Origin of the sequence: Nitrosospira multiformis ATCC 25196 (genome assembly GCF_000196355.1) — a bacterium.
GTDB lineage: Bacteria > Pseudomonadota > Gammaproteobacteria > Burkholderiales > Nitrosomonadaceae > Nitrosospira > Nitrosospira multiformis.
The window spans coordinates 1,109,838-1,130,863 of the sequence record NC_007614.1 but is presented as its reverse complement, the minus strand read 5'-3'; the positions used below and the strand labels follow the sequence as shown (position 1 = coordinate 1,130,863).

The 21,026-nt window shown below is 54.7% G+C and carries 16 protein-coding genes; 14 read left to right on the top strand and 2 right to left on the bottom strand.

Annotated features, from left to right (window positions below; genetic code table 11):
- The first annotated feature begins 15 nt into the window (after positions 1-15).
- The 12 genes from moeB to NMUL_RS05065 all read left to right on the top strand — a co-directional run bounded on the left by moeB (position 16) and on the right by NMUL_RS05065 (position 15,920).
- Positions 16-1,188: a molybdopterin-synthase adenylyltransferase MoeB gene (gene moeB, locus NMUL_RS05120; RefSeq protein WP_011380320.1), complete on the top strand. Its 1,173-nt coding sequence runs from the start codon at positions 16-18 to the stop codon at positions 1,186-1,188.
- A gap of 180 nt (positions 1,189-1,368) precedes the next feature.
- Positions 1,369-1,821: a M67 family metallopeptidase gene (locus NMUL_RS05115; RefSeq protein WP_041352399.1), complete on the top strand. Its 453-nt coding sequence runs from the start codon at positions 1,369-1,371 to the stop codon at positions 1,819-1,821.
- Positions 1,822-2,026: 205 nt separating this feature from the next.
- Complete coding sequence (locus NMUL_RS05110) at positions 2,027-2,299, top strand: MoaD family protein (RefSeq protein WP_011380318.1); 273 nt, start codon at positions 2,027-2,029, stop codon at positions 2,297-2,299.
- 36 nt (positions 2,300-2,335) lie between these two features.
- Positions 2,336-4,264, top strand: coding sequence for a CoA transferase (locus tag NMUL_RS05105; protein WP_181020089.1), 1,929 nt, complete (start codon positions 2,336-2,338; stop codon positions 4,262-4,264).
- Positions 4,261-5,922, top strand: coding sequence for an AMP-binding protein (locus tag NMUL_RS05100; protein ID WP_011380316.1), 1,662 nt, complete (start codon positions 4,261-4,263; stop codon positions 5,920-5,922). The genes NMUL_RS05105 and NMUL_RS05100 overlap by 4 nt, the downstream gene beginning before the upstream one ends.
- A complete protein-coding gene (locus NMUL_RS05095; RefSeq protein ID WP_238529871.1) occupies positions 5,910-7,130 on the top strand; it encodes an acyl-CoA dehydrogenase family protein in 1,221 nt (406 codons plus the stop codon). The genes NMUL_RS05100 and NMUL_RS05095 overlap by 13 nt, the downstream gene beginning before the upstream one ends.
- Positions 7,123-8,361 carry an MFS transporter gene (locus NMUL_RS05090; protein ID WP_011380314.1) on the top strand — a complete coding sequence of 413 codons (1,239 nt, stop codon included), beginning with the start codon at positions 7,123-7,125 and terminating at the stop codon, positions 8,359-8,361. The genes NMUL_RS05095 and NMUL_RS05090 overlap by 8 nt, the downstream gene beginning before the upstream one ends.
- Positions 8,362-8,768: 407 nt before the next feature.
- Positions 8,769-10,214, top strand: coding sequence for an alginate export family protein (locus NMUL_RS05085; RefSeq protein ID WP_104009596.1), 1,446 nt, complete (start codon positions 8,769-8,771; stop codon positions 10,212-10,214).
- A 29-nt stretch (positions 10,215-10,243) separates the two neighbouring features.
- A complete protein-coding gene (locus NMUL_RS05080) occupies positions 10,244-11,392 on the top strand; it encodes a hypothetical protein (protein ID WP_011380312.1) in 1,149 nt (382 codons plus the stop codon).
- A 64-nt stretch (positions 11,393-11,456) separates the two neighbouring features.
- Entirely contained in the window at positions 11,457-12,797 is a 1,341-nt protein-coding gene (locus NMUL_RS05075) for an amidohydrolase family protein (protein WP_011380311.1), read from the top strand.
- Positions 12,798-12,965: 168 nt separating this feature from the next.
- The gene (locus NMUL_RS05070) at positions 12,966-13,271 is read left to right on the top strand and encodes a c-type cytochrome (protein WP_011380310.1); all 306 of its coding nucleotides are present in this window, start codon (positions 12,966-12,968) and stop codon (positions 13,269-13,271) included.
- A 234-nt stretch (positions 13,272-13,505) separates the two neighbouring features.
- Positions 13,506-15,920, top strand: a complete 2,415-nt coding sequence (locus NMUL_RS05065) for a penicillin acylase family protein (protein WP_011380309.1) — start codon at positions 13,506-13,508, stop codon at positions 15,918-15,920.
- Positions 15,921-15,966: 46 nt separating this feature from the next.
- Here the strand turns inward: NMUL_RS05065 and NMUL_RS05060 are convergent, their stop codons facing one another.
- A complete protein-coding gene (locus tag NMUL_RS05060; RefSeq protein WP_011380308.1) occupies positions 15,967-16,506 on the bottom strand; it encodes a macro domain-containing protein in 540 nt (179 codons plus the stop codon).
- A gap of 307 nt (positions 16,507-16,813) precedes the next feature.
- On the opposite strand from NMUL_RS05060, the gene NMUL_RS16280 reads away from it, so the two are divergent.
- A complete protein-coding gene (locus NMUL_RS16280) occupies positions 16,814-18,073 on the top strand; it encodes a PQQ-dependent sugar dehydrogenase (protein WP_011380307.1) in 1,260 nt (419 codons plus the stop codon).
- 73 nt (positions 18,074-18,146) lie between these two features.
- Here the strand turns inward: NMUL_RS16280 and NMUL_RS05050 are convergent, their stop codons facing one another.
- Positions 18,147-19,463, bottom strand: a complete 1,317-nt coding sequence (locus NMUL_RS05050) for a hypothetical protein (RefSeq protein ID WP_041352397.1) — start codon at positions 19,461-19,463, stop codon at positions 18,147-18,149.
- 440 nt (positions 19,464-19,903) lie between these two features.
- Here NMUL_RS05050 and NMUL_RS05045 point away from each other — a divergent pair, with 440 nt between their 5' ends.
- Complete coding sequence (locus NMUL_RS05045) at positions 19,904-20,980, top strand: phytoene/squalene synthase family protein (RefSeq protein ID WP_041352396.1); 1,077 nt, start codon at positions 19,904-19,906, stop codon at positions 20,978-20,980.
- The last annotated feature ends 46 nt before the right edge of the window (positions 20,981-21,026 follow it).

Below are 21,026 nucleotides of genomic sequence, written 5' to 3'. Positions count from 1 at the left end.
ACATGGAGGTTTCGAATGCAGCTATCACCGCTGGTACATCCCTCGGAAGAATTGAGTAAAGAAGAAATTTCGCGCTACAGCCGCCATCTGCTGATTCCGGATGTCGGTCTGGAAGGGCAGCAGCGTCTCAAGAACAGCAAGGTCCTGGTAATCGGCGCCGGAGGGCTGGGATCGCCGACGCTCCTCTATCTGGCCGCAGCCGGCGTGGGAACCTTGGGCATTATCGATTTCGATATTGTTGATGAATCCAATCTACAGCGGCAGGTCATTCATCGGCAGCAGGATATCGGCAGACCCAAATGCCGGAGTGCGCAGGACTCGGTCAAGGCCCTGAATCCCTATATCCAGGTTCGGATTCACGATGAACGACTCGAAACAACAAATGCTATTGACATCATATCGGACTACGATCTGGTAATAGACGGAACGGATAACTTCTCCACCCGCTATCTCGTCAACGATGCCTGCGTGCTGGCTGGAAAGCCCTATGTCTGGGGGTCCATTTTCCGCTTCGAAGGGCAGGCCTCGGTCTTCTGGGAAGATGCGCCAGGAGGACGCGGCCTGAACTACCGCGACCTTTATCCCGAACCCCCGCCGCCCGAAATGGCCCCGTCGTGTGCGGAAGGCGGCGTGCTGGGCATACTGTGCGCATCCATCGGCGCGATCATGGCTACCGAGGCCATCAAATTGATTACCGGTCTGGGCAATACCCTGCTCGGCAGGCTTGCTGTCTACGATGCCCTGGATATGACCTTCAGATTCATCCCGCTGCGGCGAGCCCCGGTCAGGACACCGATCACCCGGCTGATCGATTACCAGGCATTTTGCGGCCTCCCGCAGTCAACGACGGGCGGCAAACCGAACGTACCCACGATCAGCGCCCTGGAATTGAAAGAGATGCGGGATTGCAGCGTAGCCATGCAGCTTATCGATGTTCGCGGAATCCAGGAATGGAACATCGTGCATATCGAAGGGGCAAATCATATTCCCAAGGACAGGATGATGTCCGAGGAAGTTTTAGCCCGATTGAACAAGGATGAGCTTATCGTGCTTCACTGCAAAATGGGCGTGCGGTCCCGGGATATTCTCATGGAGATGCGCAAGCGGGGGTTTACGAATGTCAAAAGCCTGGATGGCGGAATCCTGGCGTGGATCAGGGATGTGGATCAGACATTGCCAAGTTATTGAGCGAGTCGTCACTAGGGTAGAGCTCCAACCGACATACCCGGACGTCGGGCGAAGCCTGGCTAACCTGGCAATCCATATGCGAAAACCTCTGGATTCCGGATGAGGCACACAATGACGGAATTATATTTTTCTCGACCGGGAATATGCTGATTAATGTCAACATCATGGAGGATAAGAATCATGCTGACCATACACGCCAAGCTCGTTGAAGCAATGCTTGCTCAGGCACATAAAGATCATCCTTTTGAAATCTGCGGGGTCATTGCCGGTCCGGAAAAATCGAATCTTCCCCTGCGCCTCATCCCGATGCGCAATGCAGCCCAGTCCGAAACATTTTTCAAGTTCGATCCGCAAGAGCAGCTACAGGTCTGGAGAGAGATGGAGGCACGTGGCGAAGAACCCATCGTGATTTATCACTCCCATACCCACACTCCAGCCTATCCAAGCCGTACCGACGTGCAATACGCGTCCCAGCCCCAATCCCATTATGTCATTGTTCCAACCGATCCCGCATACGGAGAAGAAATCCGCAGCTTCCGCATTCTCGATGGAATGGTCACCGAAGAGAGAATCAGGATGATAAATTCATATAAGGCGGAATGGGAGTTATCGATGGAGGCAATGGTAGCCTAGGGCGCCTTCTGGAGGGTTCGATTTTTCGCAAACAGGTTGATCAGGAATATTGGCAGGTGGTAGCGGGATTGAGGCACGCGTGAAAACGCTTGAACCTGCCAATTAGATGAACGCGATACGCTTTTATGTTGAATAAGGGCGTTAATGCGAATTTAAATCCTTATTAATACTTTTCGTGTTTAAAACCAAATATGGAGAAATAAATATGCCGATAACCATAAGTATCCCGACCATACTCAGACCCCTTACCGACAACCAGAAGCGTATCGAAGTGGATGGCTCCAATGTGCTCGATGCCATTGAACGGATGGAACAACAGTACCCTGGCGTCAAGGAAAAACTGATCACCGGGGGCGAAGCACACCGCTTCGTCAATATCTATGTGAACGACAACGATATTCGCTTTAGCGAGGGCCTCTCGACCAGCCTCACTGATGGCGACTTGCTGACCATCCTGCCTGCCGTTGCAGGGGGTTGAGTCCGAAATTATTCCTGTCCCGTGAGAAACATGAGCATGAATCGAACATTGACGGGTTGTGTGATGAAGGGTCCGAAAAGCATAACCCCTGATTTTGCCCCCATAGCCTCCTCGTTTCTTTATCAGTCCGAAGCATTGGGGATGCAAACCGTAGCAGATGGAAATTGTGCAGGCGACGAGACATTGTGCTTCGAATTCGAAACACCCCACACCGCCCCTGTCACATGTGAGATCACCCGATGGGAAGATCCTTTCCGGCAGGCCGCCGTAAGCGAAAACATCATGCAGGCAGCATGCGGATTGATGTCGGTGCACGGGCGAAGCCATCGGCAGCCGAAACCTCTGGGGCTGAACTACGTTTCGACCTTGACTGCGGCACTGGCGCTTCAGGGCAGCATCGCCGCTTCCATTGCCCGGCTGCGGGGACTGCCTGTTTCCAGCAGTACTGTCTCGATGGCAGCCGCAGGCTTGTTGAGCATGAGTCAGTATATCGCCGGGGCGACTGCTTCGGAGTCTCCTGAAACCACCGAGGCCGCTGAAGCCACTCGTCCCCTTCCTGGCTCATCCCCCGCTTGCCCTCCCTTTGTCTCCCTGGACGGAGTCATTTTTGAACTCGAAACACTTGACGCCGGCCCCTGGCAAAGATTCTGGTCAACACTGGGTGTAAGTTCAGCAGCGGCGGGAAAAGGATGGAGAGTTTTTCTGCTGCGATACGCAAAAGCGGCCTCGCCATTGCCGGATGAGCTGTCCCGCGCTATCTCGAGGCTGACCTATCACCGCATCTCGCAAGTGTGTGCGAGAACCGGCATGGCTATCTGCCCCGTCCGCTCGATCGATGACAGGGCACAGGACGACGATGCCAGACAAATCTGGCAGCAAGGCCCGTGGGCGTTTTCGTCGTTCTCATCCGAACCAAAACCGAATGGAGAATACCTGCTCCCCGCGGGCGGCGCATTGCCGGAGGATGATTTGCCGTTAAGCGGATTCACAGTGATCGAATCATGCCGGCGCATACAAGGTCCTCTCGCCGGGCATTTGCTCGCACTCCTCGGGGCAACCGTTATCAGGATAGAGCCGCCAGGCGGCGATCCGCTGCGAGGAATGCCGCCCATGGCTGCAGGTTGCTCCGCGCGTTTCCAGGCGCTCAACCATCTCAAAACGGTGCGCGAAATCGATATCAAATCCGCAGCTGGAAAAACAGAAATCAGGGAGCTGGCACGGCACGCCGATATTTTTCTGCACAATTGGGCGCCGGGCAAAGCGGTACTGCTCAATCTCGATCATGGCGATCTGGCGGCAATCAACCCCTCCCTGATTTATGCGTATGCAGGCGGATGGGCCACCGATTGTGCCGAGCACGTCTCTTCAAATTCAATGCCCGGAACGGATTTCATGGCTCAAGCCTATTCGGGAGTGGCAGGAAAGGTCGGAGGAGGTGGCAGCAGCCGTGGCGGCTCCTTGTTCACCGTCCTGGATGTGCTCGGAGGCGTGGTAGCGGCTCAAGGTGTCACGATTGCACTGCTTAACCGGTGCATGAACAATGTGGGGGCGAAGGTCACTTCCTCGCTCATGAGCGCAGCAACACTTTTGTGTGCCGAGGATTTCCGGGATATATACAGTTTGCCGGCTTCCGGTTCAAAACCTTCGACAAGTATCATCAATGACGTTTACGCCACAAGGCAGGGCAGGATTGCAATCGAATGCCCCGATGTGGATACGGTATTACGGCTCGCGGAAGTCCTCGACCTTACTCCTGGCATTGAAAACAATGGCTTCCAGCAATGCTTGAGCGAAGTGTTCCTCTCAAAAACGGCTGACCAATGGGTTGAACTCTTCCAGCACGCAGGCATTCCCTCCGCCGTCGTCATCGAAGATCTTGTCGACCTTCAAACCCTGGCGCATCTGCAACCAGGGCTGACCTCCGGTTCTTATACCCAAGTCAATTCTCCCTGGAGATTTAAATGAACCATTCCGGCATCCTGGATATGGTCCCCGCCGAGGTCCGCGCGCAATGGGCCCGGCAGGGAATCTATCCGAATAAATCCCTGTACGAGTTGTTTTGCGAGCGAGTGGAGCAACAGCCGGATAATCCGGCAGTAATATCGCTCGACCATACCACCAGTTACGCAGCGTTGCTGGACAAGGTCCATCGCCTGGCAACCAGTTTCCAGGAATTGGGCATTGTTGCGGGCGATGTAATCTCATACCAGCTTCATAACGACTGGCGGAGCTGCGCGATCGACCTGGCGGCGGCCGCGCTTGGAGCCATCGTGGCACCTTTTCCGCCAGGCCGCGGCCGCCTCGATATCCAGTCCCTGCTCAGACGCTGTGACGCCCGTGCAATTATTGTCGAGCGCGAATATGGAAAAACCGACCTTTGCGAATTGATCGAATCCATACGCCCCACTTTGCTTTCACTGCGCATCCTCGTGGTCGATGGCGCAGCCGGAGACGGTTGGCACGCACTGGATGAATTGTTCCGGCCCGCCTCCATTGAACCGGACCTGCCGACAGTCTGCCCCGATTCACCTGCCCGTTTCCTGATCTCATCCGGCACGGAATCCGAGCCCAAATGGGTGGCTTATTCTCACAACGCGCTGGCGGGCGGACGAGGGCGATTTCTGCAACGAATTCATCCCGAAGGAAAGACTTTCAGGGGTCTTTACCTGATGCCGCTCGGCACCGCATTCGGCTCCACGGCGACATTCGGGGTTTTATCCTGGCTGGGCGGCTCCCTCATTGTCCTGCGGCAATTTGACGTTGCAGCTGCTATTCAAGCCCTCGCGGAACTGAAGCCCACGCATATATTGGGCGTTCCCACGATGTTTCAACGCATTGCCGCAGACCCTGCGTTGACGCAGGCGGATACGTCCAGCCTGGTTGCCATCATCAGCGGCGGCGCGAAAATCGATGAAACCTCCATTCGCCGATGTACGAAGGCGTTCCGATGTGGATTCATCAGCTTGTATGGTTCTGCCGATGGCGTCAATTGTCATACGACCCTGGATGATGACCTGGAAACCATTATCAGGACGGCGGGAAGGCCCAATCCGGAAATCTGTTCCATTCGTATAATCGATGACCAGAAGCAGGAAGTACCGCAAGGTTGCATAGGAGAAATAGCGGCCAGGGGTCCGATAAGTCCCATGCAGTACGTCAATGACCCGGATCTCGACGCCCTGTACCGTGACCAGGAGGGATGGGTGTATACCGGTGACCTCGGCCTTATTGATGAAGAGGGCCATCTGGTGCTATCCGGCCGCAAGAAAGACATCATCATTCGGGGCGGCGTCAATATCAGTCCCGCTCAAATTGAAAACATTGCTGTTTCCCATCCGGCGGTTGTCAGCGCAGCCTGTGTTCCGGTGCCCGACGCGGACCTGGGACACAGGGTTTGCCTCTGTCTCGTCACGAGAGAGGGAGCGGAACGTCCGTCACTTTCCCAGTTCACCCGTTTTCTCCATGAAAAGGGCCTGGAGACAAGCAAGCTTCCCGAATACCTGCGCTATTACCGCCAGCTGCCCCTCAGCCCTGCGGGAAAAATCGATAAGAAGCGGCTGACTACCGAAATCGAATTCACGGAACATCCCGCCCACCGGAGTCATCCCGAATGGGCACATTGATGCTGCAAGCATATCAGGAGCAAGCATCCTCCCATACCGAAGCAGCCCGATCTCTTTCGTGCGAGGTAAGAAAGTTCGTCGACAAGGTAATCATCCCTTGCGAGCCGCGCCTGGCCGAGGGAGGGGATTCGGCAGCGCAACTGCAATCGGAATTGACCGAAAAAGCACGGCGTGCCGGCCTCTGGGGCCTGTTTTATCCGCTCTCCCACAGCGGAAAAATTGCTTCTCTTGAAGATTACCTGATCGTAGCCGAGCAGGAAGGACGCTCAGAGTTCTCGTCCGCGATCTTTGGCAGCCATTCAGCCCTGGATGCGCACATGCTCCTGAAGTTCGGCAGCGATGAAATTCACAGAAATTTCCTGGAACCCATGGTTGCCGGGGAAGCCACTCCCAGTTACGGCATGACCGAGCCCGATCATGGCGGCTCGTTTCCCACGCTGATAACGACTTCCGCCCACCTGTCGCACGGAAACTGGACGATCAATGGCAGAAAATGGTTTGTCGGCAATGCCGACCGTGCCACTTTTGTCACGGTTCTGGCGCGCACTGGCAAAGAAGAAATCCATACCCGCCAGACGCTTTCAATGATCCTTGTTCCCACGAACTCCCCTGGATTCAGTATCGAGCGCCAGATTCCCATACTGGGGCGTTTTCTGGGCCAGGGTGAAATGTCTTTCACCGATGTGCAGGTCCCCGAATATAACCGGTTGGGCAAAAATGACAATGGCACAGAGCTGATGAGTCAACGGCTCCGTCTCGGCCGTCTGCTTCGCGCGATGAACTGGGTGGGACTGGCGCAACGATGTTTCGACCTGATGGGTATGCGCATCAATTCCCGCCGCGGCCTTTCAGCCCGGCTGCCTTACAAGCAGCTCGTAAGGCAGCACATTGCCAACACTTATCAGGCTATTGCAAGCGCGCGCGAATTGATTCGCGTTGCTGCACGCGGAATCGATATTCAATGCCCCAGCGATGTGCGGATCAATGTCGCCAAAATGGCTGCGTCACAAGCACTCTGCATTGCCTCCGATTCAGCGGTGCAGCTTTATGGTGCTGAAGGCATCAGCGACCTCACGCCCCTCTCCGGAATTTACAGGATAGCGCGCACGTCGCGAATTCTCGACGGCACCGACGAGTCGCTTATCAGTTCGACAGGCCGCCGGCTCATCGACTTCTTCAAGGAAGAGGACGTTTATCATTTTGGCTAAATCACTATTTGCAGGCATCTGGTTCAGGATTGTCCTGGTATTTGCCATGGCCCTGCCGATGCTTGTCTTGTATGCCATCAGCACGCTTGGACCATTCCTCGTGCGCGATCTGCGCTTCGAGCCCGGACTGCCGGGTTATCTCGTGATGAGTGCATTCGGCATCGCGGCCATTCTATCGCTCTGGTCAGGCGCGTTCGTCGACCGGATCGGGACACGCCGAGCGCTGGCAGTGCTCTTCTTCGCCGTAGCGCTTGCTTTTGCGCTGATTGCAACGGTTGAAGATTATTACTCCCTGGTTGCAGCGGCTGCCATTTGCGGAATCGCCCAGGCGCTGGCAAACCCGGTCACCAATTTACTGATCGCGCAGCATGTTTCACCGGAGAAAAAGGCGACAGTCGTAGGATTCAAGCAATCCGGCGTTCAGCTTGCGGCGCTTTTTGCAGGTCTCATTCTTCCCGCCATCGCAACGCAATACGGGTGGCATGCCGCATTCGGCATCGTTGTTCCGGTAGCGATACTGTTCGGAATTACGACACCCTTCATCGCTCCGCGGAAACCCTCGGAAACGCGTAAAGCTTTCACTGTCCCCCTGCCAAATGTACTGCTGCTGCGTTTGATGGCCATCCAGTTTTGCGTGGGTATAGCACTCTCCGCCTTCGTTACGTTCCTGCCGACCTTTGCCGTCCGCCAAGGGATGGCGCTGTCGGTGGCGGGAAGCTTGATCGCCGTCTTCGGCGTGATGGGGATACTCTCGCGGATAACATTGACACCCCTCGGTGCCAGAATGAAAGACGAATCGCTGCTTCTGATTGTGCTCATCGCCATTGCAGCTTGCGCAATCGCGGTGACGATGAGGGCCAATGCGGACAGTCATTGGCCCCTCTGGGCAGGAGCTGTGGGAATGGGCCTCACCGCCGTCGGCACCAATGCAATCGCAATGAGCATGTTGATCAGGGATGCCACATTTGGCCCGATAGCAACGGCATCCGGTTTTGTTTCAGTCGCTTTCTTCAGCGGGTTCGCATCCGGCCCGCCCCTTTATAGCGAGTTTTCGAATTATTCCGGCAACTCCCAGTCTTCCTGGGGCTTGTTGATCGGCGTGCTCTTGTGCGGGTGCCTGACGGCCCTGGGACTGGCTTCTGCCCGACGGCGCAAGGCGCAAACACCGGCGCCAACTGGCGCGGTTCAGCGCGCGACTACCGCAAAGGTGCAAGAACCTGTGAAGCCATGAATCCAATAACTCCCATGATCTCGCGCAAGAGTAATCCAAGCAGCGCAAGAAGACAGTTTAGTGTTTGTAATTAAGGAACCGCTGAACAAATCCTCCGCAGAGCGCGTTGCTGTCAAAATCGGGATGATCACGAGGCGCGCGACGAAGCTCGTAGCTCGGACTACGATGCCAAGGAGCGCAACGAAGTGAGCGTGCGATTTTGCTGCAACCCCCTGGGACGGAGCTTTGCGGGCGATCTGCGCTGTCAGACTCCTAGCGAAGGGGATCAGCCATTCGCGTCGTCGCCTTTCGCGCATCTCATCCCGCAAAGCCACCGTCGCGCCTGCGAGGGATTTGTTCAGCGATTCCCTAAGAATAACCGTCGAAGACGATCAAGATGGGAAATCCTTTGCATCTTGATCTGCCTCATGTTTCAAGCCACGGGTACATGGGCTGCTGCGGACGGCATCAAACCCATAGGTCAGATTAACGAATATCTGCGGCTGATGGGCGAGCTGTACGGCAGCCACGAGACCTGGAATTTTTTTCGACCAGACCCGGCAACCAATAACAACAACGATTATGGCTTGTGGGCAGCGCGGGCAAGATTGGGCGCCCTGCTCACCACGCCCTATATCGATGGCTATGCGCAAGCCCAATATATCGGTTTATACAGCCTTCCGGACGATGCGGTTGCATCTCCCGGCGGCCCGCTGGGACTGGGCGGCGCCTATTTCCTTGCCAACCAGTCAACGAATGCCAGCAACGTTTTTCTGAAACAGGTTTATCTCGACTTCAAGTTCAGTTCATTGGGGCTGCCGGGAGCGTTGCTTAAAATCGGCCGGTTCGAGTTCATGGATGGCATGGAATATACAACAGGCATCGGCAAGTTCGACGGCCTTAAACGGGCACGTATCGCCCAACGCCTCCTTGCCTCCAACGTCGTCCATGTAGGTCGAAGCTTCGACGGCTTTACCGCTGTTTATGACCGGCCCGGTTTCAATGTAACGGCTGCCGGGATACGTCCCACCCAGGGCGGGTTCACCGTCCAGGGGCAAAAAGAAATCGGCGACATCAATCTGTTTTACGCGGCACTCACCAGCAAGAAGGATGTTCTGCTCCCAGGAACAGAAGGTCGCCTCTTCTACCTCAATTACGAGGACAAACGCAACACGCAGGCGGTGGACAACCGTCCTGCCGCAGAACGGCCCAGGCTTGATAACCAGAACCTGAATCTCCATACCATCGGCGCGCACCTGCTCACCCTCCATCCGTTAGGGTCGGGCAGCATCGATGCGTTGTTGTGGGGGGCTTATCAGTTCGGTGACTGGACCAACCAGGGCCACCAGGCATGGGCGATTGCGGCAGAGGCCGGATATCAATGGACGGCTCTTCCCTTCCAGCCATGGCTGCGGGCGCTCTATTTCAGAAGTTCAGGCGACGACAAGGCCAATGACGGCACGCATAAAACCTACTTTACCGCCCTTCCCAGCGGGCGTGCGTATGCCAAGCTCCCTTTCTACAACCTCATTAATATGCAGGATGCATTTCTTCAGATGATCGTCTCGCCCACTCCGAAAACCAGAGTGACAATCGATCTGCACCATCTGTCCCTCAGCAATTCGAGTGATCTGTTCTACTCAGGGCTCGGACCGACGTCCCGCTCGGGTGCATTTGGCTACTCGGGTCGCCCCTCCGGCGGCAAAAGTGATGTAGGTCAATTGGTGGACATCAGTTTCACGCACACGCTCAACAAGCACTTGTCATGGCGGTTCTATTACGGCCATGCATTCGGCGGCAGCGTGGTCAGGAATTTTTATCAGGGCAAGAAAGATGCGGACATGGTCTACATCGACTTCAGCCTGGTTTTTTGAAGCAACTTTTTACTTGATCTCTTACGCACATGCTTGAAAAGACCCGATACAGCATCGAGGAGCAGTCGTCAGGCGTCCTGTTGAATCCTGCAGAAATGAAGCAGGCACTGGAGTTGCTGGTACAGCGCATGGGGACCATTCATTCGAGCTGCGCGAACAGTTTTCCACTTTATTCGCCGAAGGTTGCCGATCGATGGATCTTATCGGCAGGCGGTTCCTGGGTCGGAGGATACTGGGGGGCGTGCTGGTGGCTACGGTCACGGATAACAGGTTCCCTGTCCGATCGCCATAAAGCTGCCGCCATCTGCCAGCGGCTGTCGCCTAAAATGGCAACCGACTCCATTAACCGAAACCTCATATTCTGGTACGGGGCAGCACTTGGCGATCTCTGGTTCAGTGACGCAAAGGCGCGTGGCCTTGCCTCGGCATCCATTTCCACGATTGCCTCTTCCTATGATCCGGAAATGCATTGCATTCCACTTGGTAGAGATATGGGAGGCGGAAAGGAAGGCCATCAACTCATCTCCGTGGACTCGCTTGCTCCCCTGATCCAGCTTCTGAATCATAGTGAGGATAGTGCTCATCATCAAGTCGCGCGTACTCACGCAAGCACCCTGGCGGGAGTGTGCGGTATCGGCAATGGCGCATTTCACCCCGGCGCGCGCTTCGCTGACGGGCACTTTCGGCCAACGGAACCGGCAGGCGTATGGTCTCGCGGTCAAGCGTGGGCCATGCTGGGCCTAAGCCGGGCAGCAGCACTGTGGGGAGAACCTTATCTGACCTGCACGTTGCGCGCGTGTGAATACTGGAAGCGCTCGCGATTGGCGCTCCTGCCCCTGAATCGGCTGGATGATCCATCAGGTCTTGCCGACCCTTCGTCCTCGGTCATCGCGTCCCTCGCAATGCTCACCCTCGCTGAACTGCTGGCGGACGGGATGCAATGGCGTGCTTCCGCCCATCGGGAGATTGCCGCGATCGTTCGAAGCGATTACTTCACCGGTTTTCATGAAAACGGCAGCCATGTAAAAAGTGGCGATTCGCCTTCCGGAATATTCTGGGGCTGCTGTTATAAGACCAACAGCAACAAAGAGGAAATGGTCGAATCTGCCTGGGGCAGTTTTTTTCTCATGGCCGCTCTCTGCGTTCTGCTGGATATGCTGAAGCCGAACGAGTTTTAAAAATACTGCTGAATCGAGCAGCATCTGGAACGCAATCAAGATATAGGAAAAAGGAGAAAAGGCCATGAAAAGCGTCTGCCTGAAAATCACCAGCCTCATCAGCCTCGCCAGCCGAATCACGACAGGTTTATCGTTGATGTCGGTCATGCTGGCCTCCCCTCTGGCTGTTGCCCAGATGGGGAAGCACGACGCGCTTCTCCTGCATGCCGCACGGGTTTTCGACGGCCACAGGATGAGGACAAACACATCGGTACAGGTAGTAAACGGAAAGGTAACGCAAATCGGCCCACGCGGCTCATTCGCCCCCGATAATGCAAAAGTCATCGATCTGGGGGACGCGACGATACTGCCCGGTTTTATCGAACTGCATGCCCATCTTTCGTTCCAGCATGTTCCTGCCGATACTGTATTGAAGCATGGGATTACCACAATCCGGGACGTAGGCGGACCGGTACACAAGCCCTATGGCGGAAATGGCACCCTGCGCATGCTTACCTCGGGACCCATCATCACCGCACCTGGCGGTTATCCTATCCCGCTGACAGGGGAAAAGAATATCGCAACACCGGTATCCACGGAGAAAGAAGCAAGAGAAACAGTCCGAAACCTGATCGATGCGGGCGCGGTGGTGATCAAGATTGCCCTGGAACCCGGCGGCGAGCCGGGCGCGCCGTGGTCGTGCGGCCATGCGCATGTGCATCACCACAACCATGCGGCCGCCGGTAATCATGCTCATCATGCACAGCCCAATCACGAACCGCCAAACCACGAAGCGGCAAACGACGCCCATTCCTCTCACCCACATCCCAATACTGGTCTCGGTACTGCCTGGCCCCTGCTCGCTGAAAGAGTCGTAAAGGCGATAGTGGACGAAGCCCATGTGAACAAACGCAGGGTAACGGCCCATATCGCCGAAGTAAAAGGCGCGGAGATTGCCATCAACGCGGGAATCGATGAGTGGGCTCATGTTCCCTGCGACATCATCCCCGAGCCTCTGTTAAAAAAAGCCGTGTCACAGGGTGTCAGAATAGTTACGACGCTCGATACCCTGTCGAAATGTCCCGGTGTTGCGCACAATACCCGGGTCTGGCGGGAACAGGGTGGCGAACTGCTGTACGGCGCTGAAATCGCACACCCGGATGTTCCCAGGGGAATCGACGCCCAAGAGCTTATGTACATGATGCAGATGGGAAATATGGAAACCCTGGAGGTCCTGCGCGCGGCCACGTCGAAAGCGGGGGAACACCTCGGCTTGCCCCTTCTCGGCACCCTTCTGCCCGGCGCGCCCGCCGACGTGATCGCCATCAAGGGGGATCCCACCCATAACCTGAAAAATCTGGAATACCCGGATCTGGTTATTTCGGGCGGAGAAATTGTTTTGAATAATTTTCCAGCTGCTTTCTAGCCAAGGGCAGCGGCAGGTGACAGGTAATAGAAACAGGTAACAGATCGCTCCGCTCGATGATCAGGAATTGTCGAATGAAGCCTCAAAGCGCAATATCACTTAGGACCGTATAGCGCGCTATAATCCACCCTGGGTATAAAAACAATTCCTCTTTAATCAGGAGCAATAATGAAGAACACAACCTTGATATTGACGTTTGTCGCACTGGCAGGCTTGGTAGGCTGTTCGAGAACAGATCCTTACACCCCGCCTTCAGATGCCACGGGAGAAGATATATTCAGCACAAACTGCACAAAATGCCACAAACCCGAAGCGGGCGCGGCAATGATATTGAGCGAGAAGATGGCCAATAAGGATGCGATCATTCAGAAAGTGCAGAAGGGAAGCATGGGAATGACGGCTTTCCCGAATATTCAGGGCGAACCGGCACAACGTCTCGCAGAATACGTCCTGGCGAACAGCAAGACGAAATAGCGGCCGAATAGCGACCGCATCGGCTTTCTGACGGGAAATGACGGCAGGATATGAGGCCGCAGTCGCCTCGCCTGCCATCCGGCTGGATGGCAAGAAATGACGATGGAATCCATCCGGGAAAAGCTTTTGAATTCCTGAAAACGCCTTGCATATCCCCTCCTGTTGGCATAATCCGCACCCGGCACCCATTTCGCACGCTATCAATGGCTGTTTCGCCGTAGCGAATCCGCCTACATGACTCCGCGGGCGCCTCATCGTCTGGCTCGCCTTGCCTGCGCCCTAGTTATCCTGGTGTTGCTGTCCGTTGCTATTCTCTGGCTGGTATTGCGTGGAAGCCTGCCGCAATACGAAGGAACAGTACAAACGGACGCCCTGTCTGCATCTGTGGCTGTCGAACGCGATACCCTCGGTACCGCTACACTGCGTGCGCAAAACCGGCGTGACCTGGTTTGGGCGCTGGGTTATGTTCATGCGCAGGAGCGCTTCTTTGAAATGGACCTGATGCGCCGGCAGCCTGCGGGCGAGCTGGCCGAGTTGTTCGGACCGCGCGTCTTGGCCGCCGACCGGGAAGCACGCAAGCATCGGATGCGAGTGCGCGCATCCTCGATGCTGAAAGAATTGCCGCTTGAACAGCGCGAACTGCTCGACGCGTATCGCGATGGGGTAAATGAAGGTCTCGATGCGCTGACGACAAATTCCTTTCCCTATCTTCTACTGGGCTTGAAACCTCTGCCATGGCGCAGCGAAGACAGCTTGCTGGTCATCGGGGCGATGTATTTCACGTTGAAAGAAGCAAGCGACGTGCGCGAACTTGCCTTCTCTACCCTGCGGGATGCGCTTCCTCCGGCTGCCTTCCGGTTTCTTAGCGCCAAGGGTGGCAAATGGGATGCTCCGTTGCTGGGCCCTCCCCTTGCCTGGCCGGATATCCCGCCTGCGAGCGAACTCGACCTCCGCAAGCTCGATCCCGGCCTTATGCTTCCCGTGGATACGCATAGCCCGGACGAATACGTCGACGATATACTTGGGAGCAATAGCTTTGCAGTGGCGGGCTCCCTGGCCGGAGGCGCGGCACTGGTTGCCAATGACATGCACCTGGAACTGCGTGTTCCCAATATCTGGTTTCGCACACGCTTCATCTATCCCCACCCGCAACGGCCGGGGGAAACAAGCGACATCACAGGTGCCAGTCTGCCGGGCACACCAGCAATCACGGTCGGTTCCAATCGGCATGTTGCGTGGAGTTTTACAAACAGCTACGGCGATTTGATCGACTGGGTGCGGATAATGCGCGATCCGGATGATCCCCTGCGCTACCGGACTGCGGACGGATGGAAGCGCATCGAGGTACATCGCGAAGTGCTGCGTGTACGTGGAGCGGCAGATGAAACACTGGAGGTCCAGGAAACAGAATGGGGACCCATTGCGGCAACCGATCATGACGGAACACCCCTTGCATTTGCCTGGACTGCGCATCAACCGGGCTCGATGGACATCAAGCTTACCGAGCTGGAACAGGTGGAAAGCGTGGATCAAGCGATCGTCATCGTACGGACTGCCGGTATCCCCGCGCAGAACTTTATCGTTGGCGACCGGACAGGCAGAACCGCATGGACCATTGCCGGAAGACTGCCGGCACGGGGCAAGGAATATAATCCGCGGCTCCCGTCGGACTGGAGCGCACCGGGTACCGGCTGGAACGGATGGCTGGATCCCGCGCTCTATCCAACCATCATCGATCCTATCGACCAGCGTCTGTGGACTGCGAACGCACGCACCGTGGAGGGCCTGATGCTGGAGAGGCTCGGGGATGGCGGCTTTGATCTCGGCGCACGGGCAAAGCAGATCCGCGACTCCCTTTATCAACACGATTATTTTACACCTGCCACCATGCTGGCCATTCAACTGGACGATCGGGCGCTGTTCCTCGCGCGCTGGCGGCAGCTTCTCGAACAAACCCTGGAAAGAACCGAAGCAGCGCCCTGGCGCACTGAAATGCAAGAGGCGCTCAAGGACTGGGATGGACATGCCTCCACGGACTCGGCAGCCTATCGGGTAGTGCGCGCCTTTCGGCAGGAAGTTGTCAATGGCGTCCTCCGCGGATTTGAAGCAGTCGTGCGGGAGAAATACCCGGAGTTCGAACTGCCGCCGTTGAATCAGGCGGAACATGCGGTCTGGAAATTGATAGAGGAACGTCCCCCGCACCTTCTACTCCCTGTGCATGCCGACTGGGACGATCTCCTTGGCAAGTGCGCGCATCGGGTAGCCGAGCGTTTCCGGCGCCAACCCGGCGGTATTGCCGCAAGAACCTGGGGCGAACGCAATACCGCCCGCATCCGGCATCCTTTCAGCCAGGCTTTACCGTTATTTATCGGAAAGTGGCTGGATATGCCCGGAGATGAACTTGCCGGAGACAGCAAAATGCCGCGCGTGCAGGGGCCTGCATTTGGTGCGTCGAACCGGTTTGCCGTCGCCCCGGGCGATGAAGAGAGCGGGTATTTCGAGATGCCCGGCGGCCAGAGCGGACATCCCCTGTCACCTTATTACGGCAGTGGACACGAAGACTGGGTGACGGGCAGGCTCACACCCTTCCTTCCCGGCCCCTCCGAGCAAACGTTGCATCTGCTACCCGCCAGCAAAAAGCCCTCCTGACCTCCCTGCCCTGGAATCGAACCAGGAATCATCAGGCGTGAGGCTATTACTGCCTGCGGGAAACATCCGGTCTCCTGTCGAGGCTGTCATTTCGACTCAACCCCGGCTCCATGGCCTGAACGCCTTCCTCATATTGAGTATAAATGTAAATAGGCAGATCCAGGTCCCCCAGATGGCGCTCGATCAAGGGTTCCACCACCTTCCAATCCAGACCGCCTGCACCAGTAGCAAGGCGCGGCAGCGCGATATGGGAAAACCTCTTGCTCTCCAGCAGACTGCGAAGTTCACGCAACGACAGTTCTAAAACTTCCTTTCTGGCCGGAGGCGGCTTGTCCCCGGTCCCAGGCGGCGCTTCATTCGTCAGCAGGCTGATCACCCGCTTGCTCATCGCACCCGACCAGACCCACACGTCGCCCGCTTTGGGTTGCCTGGTATGGCAGAAGTGATGGAAATCCTTGACCAGGGCAGGCCACCGCTGGCGCAAACTCAAGGCCAGCCCCTGACTGAAACGATCATCGGGGGCAACGGCGTGGGCAATGACCTGCGCATGGCTCAGCAGGATATCGCCCCTTACTTCGTGAATCATGCGCCTCCCCTCCGCGATCGATGACAATGAATAGGACACCCATGATTCAGTATAGCAAGTTGTGTTGTTTTGGCTTGCCCGGTGATTCCTTTGTAACTCCTTCTAACTTCAACATATTTCTATCTCGGCAGGTTTGAGGGTGCCTGTTCCAGAATGGAAACCTGGCAATGACGATAGATTCGAATTCGCCGCCCATTTCAAGCCGGGTTGACAGCGAACTTTGCCTTTTCTATACATAAGTTGGCCTTCGCATTATTTCCGCTATTGACTCGATTGATTTCAACTCTAACCGGTCCCGAAGGTTGACATGATCAAACCCTTTTCTGCCCTGCTTGCCTTGGTCTTCGCCACTGGTCTTGGGGCACCGGAGGCTTTTGCACAGTTGCAAACCCGGATCGTTGCAAACGGCCTTGATCGCCCTTTGTTCGCAACATCGCCAGCAGGAGACTCACGCCTGTTCATTGTCGAACAGGGCGGGTTGATCAAAATCCTCCAGAATGGGAGTGTGCAGCCAACACCATTTCTCGATCTGTCAGGCTCGGTCAATACCGAGGGCGAACGCGGCCTGCTGGGAATGACATTCGATCCAAACTTTGCCAGCAACCGTCGATTTTATGTCGATTACATAGACAGGACTTCGCTCAATACCGTAGTCGCAACGTATCAGGTAAGTGCAACGCAGCCAAACGTGGCAGATATCACCAGCCGACAAACAGTGCTCACTGTGCAGCAACCTGAGTTCAACAATCACAAGGCCGGGTGGCTCGGCTTCAGGCCCGGCGAGCCGGGGAATCTTTACATAGCCACAGGAGACGGCGGCCTCCGGGATGATCCTGGTAACCGCGCGCAAAACCTGTCCAGCAATCTCGGCAAAATTTTGCGAATCGATGTTTCATCTGATCGCCTGCCCAATGATCCCACGCAGTATGGCTATGCAATACCGGATGGAAATGCCACAGGCAGCAATCCGGAGATATATGCATCTGGATTGCGTAACCCGTTTCGTGACAGTTTTGACCGGGAAAACGGCACTTTCTACATCGGTGACGTCGGGCAGAACGCACGCGAGGAAATCGATATAGGCGCTGCCGGAGCGAACTATGGGTGGCGCAGATTCGAGGGAACGCTGGTGAATTTTCCTAACGATCCACAGATTCCCAACCACACGCCGCCCATCTTTGAATATAACCATACCGCGGATGGCGCCTCAGTCATTGGCGGCTATGTCTACCGCGGCTCAGAAATCCCCGGCCTGGAAGGCACCTACTTCTTTGCGGACTTCGTCAACGACAAGGTGATGTCCTTCCGCTTTACTGGCTCAGGCATTACCGACCTCACCGACCGCACTGCCGAACTGCTCTCCCCAACGGGCATTTCGGGGAATATCACCTCATTCGGCGAGGATGCTTCCGGCAACCTTTATCTGGTAAGCCTCAATGGGCAAGTCGGACGAATCGCCCTTATACCCGAACCTGCAAGCTACGCAATGATGCTGGCGGGGATGGGTTTGATCGGGGTGTGGGTTAGGCGAAGAGGGAAAGCGAGGAAAGTCCCAGGGCTCACCTAAGTCTCTGCGATAGTGGCATGCGGTTCTGGCAACAAAAGGCAGGTCCTGCAGATAGCTATTTGGACGTTTTAATCTACATCTCACTCATCCACGTTTGTACCAACTGTTTTTCTTTTGAAAATACCTCAGACAGCGGAAGCTCCAAAAAACTCTCAAAGTCCTTTCGAGCTTGTACTTCATCTCCTTTTATTTTCCAGTTGAAGAAACCCAGACAGTAAAATAAATGTTTTTGCTTCGGATCCTGTTCTATTATCCAAACCATAAAGCTTTCTACTTGCGCGATTGTCTCAGGATGTATCTCAATCAAAGCTGCCTGATTGTAATGCCTCGCAGCGTTTCTTAAGTTACCGTTGTACGCATAAAGAAATGCCATATTGAGATGCCATACTGCATCCCCATCCTTCCCTATTTTCTTCATCTTTGTTAAGGGTAAACGACTATCCCTATATTTCACAATGTGGAGCATGGCCTCGCAATAAATCATGTCAGGGCTATTCTGATGAGCTGGGTGAACTTCTTTTAGCCGTATTTCAATGTCATCCCATATGTCGAGTACCCGAGTTTTCATCCATTCCATATACAACCAGTTGATACGTGCTTGACATATTTCGGAAAGTCGTAATGGTATTCGTTCTTTAAGCTTCCTGTATATTGGAAAGTCTTGGTTTTTGTTGGCGAGTTGCTGGAGCGAGTCATTTAGTAAGCTTTCCGAGTAATCCAATTCACCAGATAGACCAAAAGCAATGCCGAGGACGTATCTGACAACGATCTCAGTCCACTCAGAAGTAAACTGGAAAGCCAAGATGTCGTTTTCACCACTGATATGAATCCTTCTGGGAAGCAATTCGGTAAATTCAGTTGCTAGATCTCGATTCACAAGCTCTGATATTGATCTATATAAAACTATACCTTCAAGATGAATTACATGAGTACTTTTCCCGCCAATAAGACGCTTACGCACATTTCCATAAAGCATGAAGTTCGCTCTAGTGCGAATTCTCATCGCTTCCGCTTGCTCAACATCTTCAACTTCCCGTGCGAGAAACTGAGGTAGATTTATGAATTGAAATGCATACCCTGTTTTTCCAGACTTCATAAGCTGTCTTAGAGGACGAATAAAATCCTCTTGCAATTGCTGACTTGTAGTATCGTCCGCACATGATATGCTGACCAAGAATCCGATTTTATGCTTTGAAGTCCTTGGAGGGCGCCTCATCCACCCCCAGACTAGACCTATGATCAGGTAGATGAAGAAGAGGCCAATAGTGGTTTGTTTCAAGGATTCATGCCATCCAATACCGGCTATGGTGACGAAAACTATGGCGGCACCAAGACCCGTTTTTGTATACCAAGATGTCTTAAAAAAATCGACAATTTCAGTGATCTTCACCAACTTCTCCGCTTCTTATTACTATTACATTTTTAAATATTTGTCATAAATCTGTTTACTGCTCTTTTATCTCTAACTATTACAATTGATAATTAATTTTCCAAAATTACCTGCACTCAAGACCTTTGTCCCACTTGTCAGCCCCCAATTCTAATTTTTAAAACTCTCCTAACCAATTGGACTTTGACACAATTTTATCAATTAAAACGAGGGCTTAAGTAGGTAAAAACCTATCCTCAAAGCACGTTACTTTTATATCGGCTTGATTCTATTGCTTTTTTAGATTACCCCTGCTCCTGATCGCCTCCAAAAGATACTTGGGTCTGATCAGTACTTGTGCAGAGGGGATTCAACTCTTTTCTTAACAAGTTATCTTGCCCTCCTGTGCCAGAGCAGATAATGTTCTGCCCTTTGCGTTAACGGTTCCGGAATTTCCATCCTTGACTACTCCCTCCACCAGACACGAACTGCTGCACGACATCCTCAAGCAGGTTTCCCGTTCGTTTTATCTCACGCTCAATGTGCTGCCTATCGGAGTGCGCGAGCAGATGGGCCTGGCGTATCTGTTTGCGCGTGCCGCCGATACCATTGCCGACACGGATCTGATCGACCGGGCAGAGCGTCTGAAATACCTGAACCAGTTCCGTGAGCAATTCATGACGGCCAGGATTGATCGGAAAGCCGTTCAGGAGATTCAGAGCGCGCTGGTCCCTCATCAGAAAGACTCGGGAGAAAGCATTCTTCTGCAGCGGCTAGAGGATTGTTTCAGGCTGTACGAGGAGTGCTCGCCCGATGACCGGAAGCGCATCCAGTGGGTTATAAAGGTACTCACCGAAGGGATGGAAATGGACTTGAACCGCTTCCCCGGCCAGTCAGGTAACCAACTTGCAGCGCTATCCACTCTGGACGACCTGGACCAGTACACTTACCATGTCGCAGGTTGTGTCGGGGATTTCTGGACCAGGATGATTTGTGCTCATCGGCCGACGATGGGACGATGGGATGTGGAGGAGATGGCAGCCATCGGGGTAAGGTTCGGGAAAGGGCTGCAACTCACCAACATTCTGAAGGATATCGGCCGGGACCTGCACAATGGCCGCTGTTATATTCCCGAATCGCTTCTCGATGAGGCAGGCCTGAAGCCCGCGAACCTGTTGAATGACAGCAGCCTGCCAAAATTCAAACCGGTTCTCGACCGCCTCATCAGGATGGCCATCGAGCACCTGGATCAAGGCTGGATTTATACCATGGCGATTCCTGTCTCGGAAATTCGTCAACGGCTGGCCTGCATCTGGCCTATCCTGCTGGCCGGGGAAACCCTACGGCGTGTCGCGGTGACGCCCGATCTGCTCGACCCCGCCGTGTATGTCAAAGCGCCTCGAAGCGAGGTATACCGGATAATGACATTGACAACCCTGACCTGCGCCAACGGCTTTGTTGCAACCAGTTACTGGAACCGAGTCCGGGAACAGGTTGTCTCAGCCGTAGAGCAATCACAGCAGAGCCGGCTGGCGTAACATGCAAATATTAACTGTCGCTGCCGCGTTTCATCCTTGAAGTCAA

What these genes read in the sequence shown, in the direction of transcription:
- moeB (WP_011380320.1), top strand. Translation starts at nt 16, where the DNA reads ATGCAGCTATCACCGCTGGTACATCCCTCGGAAGAATTGAGTAAAGAA.
- NMUL_RS05100 (WP_011380316.1), top strand. Translation starts at nt 4,261, where the DNA reads ATGAACCATTCCGGCATCCTGGATATGGTCCCCGCCGAGGTCCGCGCG.
- NMUL_RS05070 (WP_011380310.1), top strand. Translation starts at nt 12,966, where the DNA reads ATGAAGAACACAACCTTGATATTGACGTTTGTCGCACTGGCAGGCTTG.
- NMUL_RS05075 (WP_011380311.1), top strand. Translation starts at nt 11,457, where the DNA reads ATGAAAAGCGTCTGCCTGAAAATCACCAGCCTCATCAGCCTCGCCAGC.
- NMUL_RS05110 (WP_011380318.1), top strand. Translation starts at nt 2,027, where the DNA reads ATGCCGATAACCATAAGTATCCCGACCATACTCAGACCCCTTACCGAC.
- NMUL_RS05065 (WP_011380309.1), top strand. Translation starts at nt 13,506, where the DNA reads ATGACTCCGCGGGCGCCTCATCGTCTGGCTCGCCTTGCCTGCGCCCTA.
- NMUL_RS05115 (WP_041352399.1), top strand. Translation starts at nt 1,369, where the DNA reads ATGCTGACCATACACGCCAAGCTCGTTGAAGCAATGCTTGCTCAGGCA.
- NMUL_RS05105 (WP_181020089.1), top strand. Translation starts at nt 2,336, where the DNA reads ATGAATCGAACATTGACGGGTTGTGTGATGAAGGGTCCGAAAAGCATA.
- NMUL_RS16280 (WP_011380307.1), top strand. Translation starts at nt 16,814, where the DNA reads ATGATCAAACCCTTTTCTGCCCTGCTTGCCTTGGTCTTCGCCACTGGT.
- NMUL_RS05095 (WP_238529871.1), top strand. Translation starts at nt 5,910, where the DNA reads ATGGGCACATTGATGCTGCAAGCATATCAGGAGCAAGCATCCTCCCAT.
- NMUL_RS05060 (WP_011380308.1), bottom strand. Translation starts at nt 16,506, where the DNA reads ATGATTCACGAAGTAAGGGGCGATATCCTGCTGAGCCATGCGCAGGTC.
- NMUL_RS05080 (WP_011380312.1), top strand. Translation starts at nt 10,244, where the DNA reads ATGCTTGAAAAGACCCGATACAGCATCGAGGAGCAGTCGTCAGGCGTC.
- NMUL_RS05085 (WP_104009596.1), top strand. Translation starts at nt 8,769, where the DNA reads ATGTTTCAAGCCACGGGTACATGGGCTGCTGCGGACGGCATCAAACCC.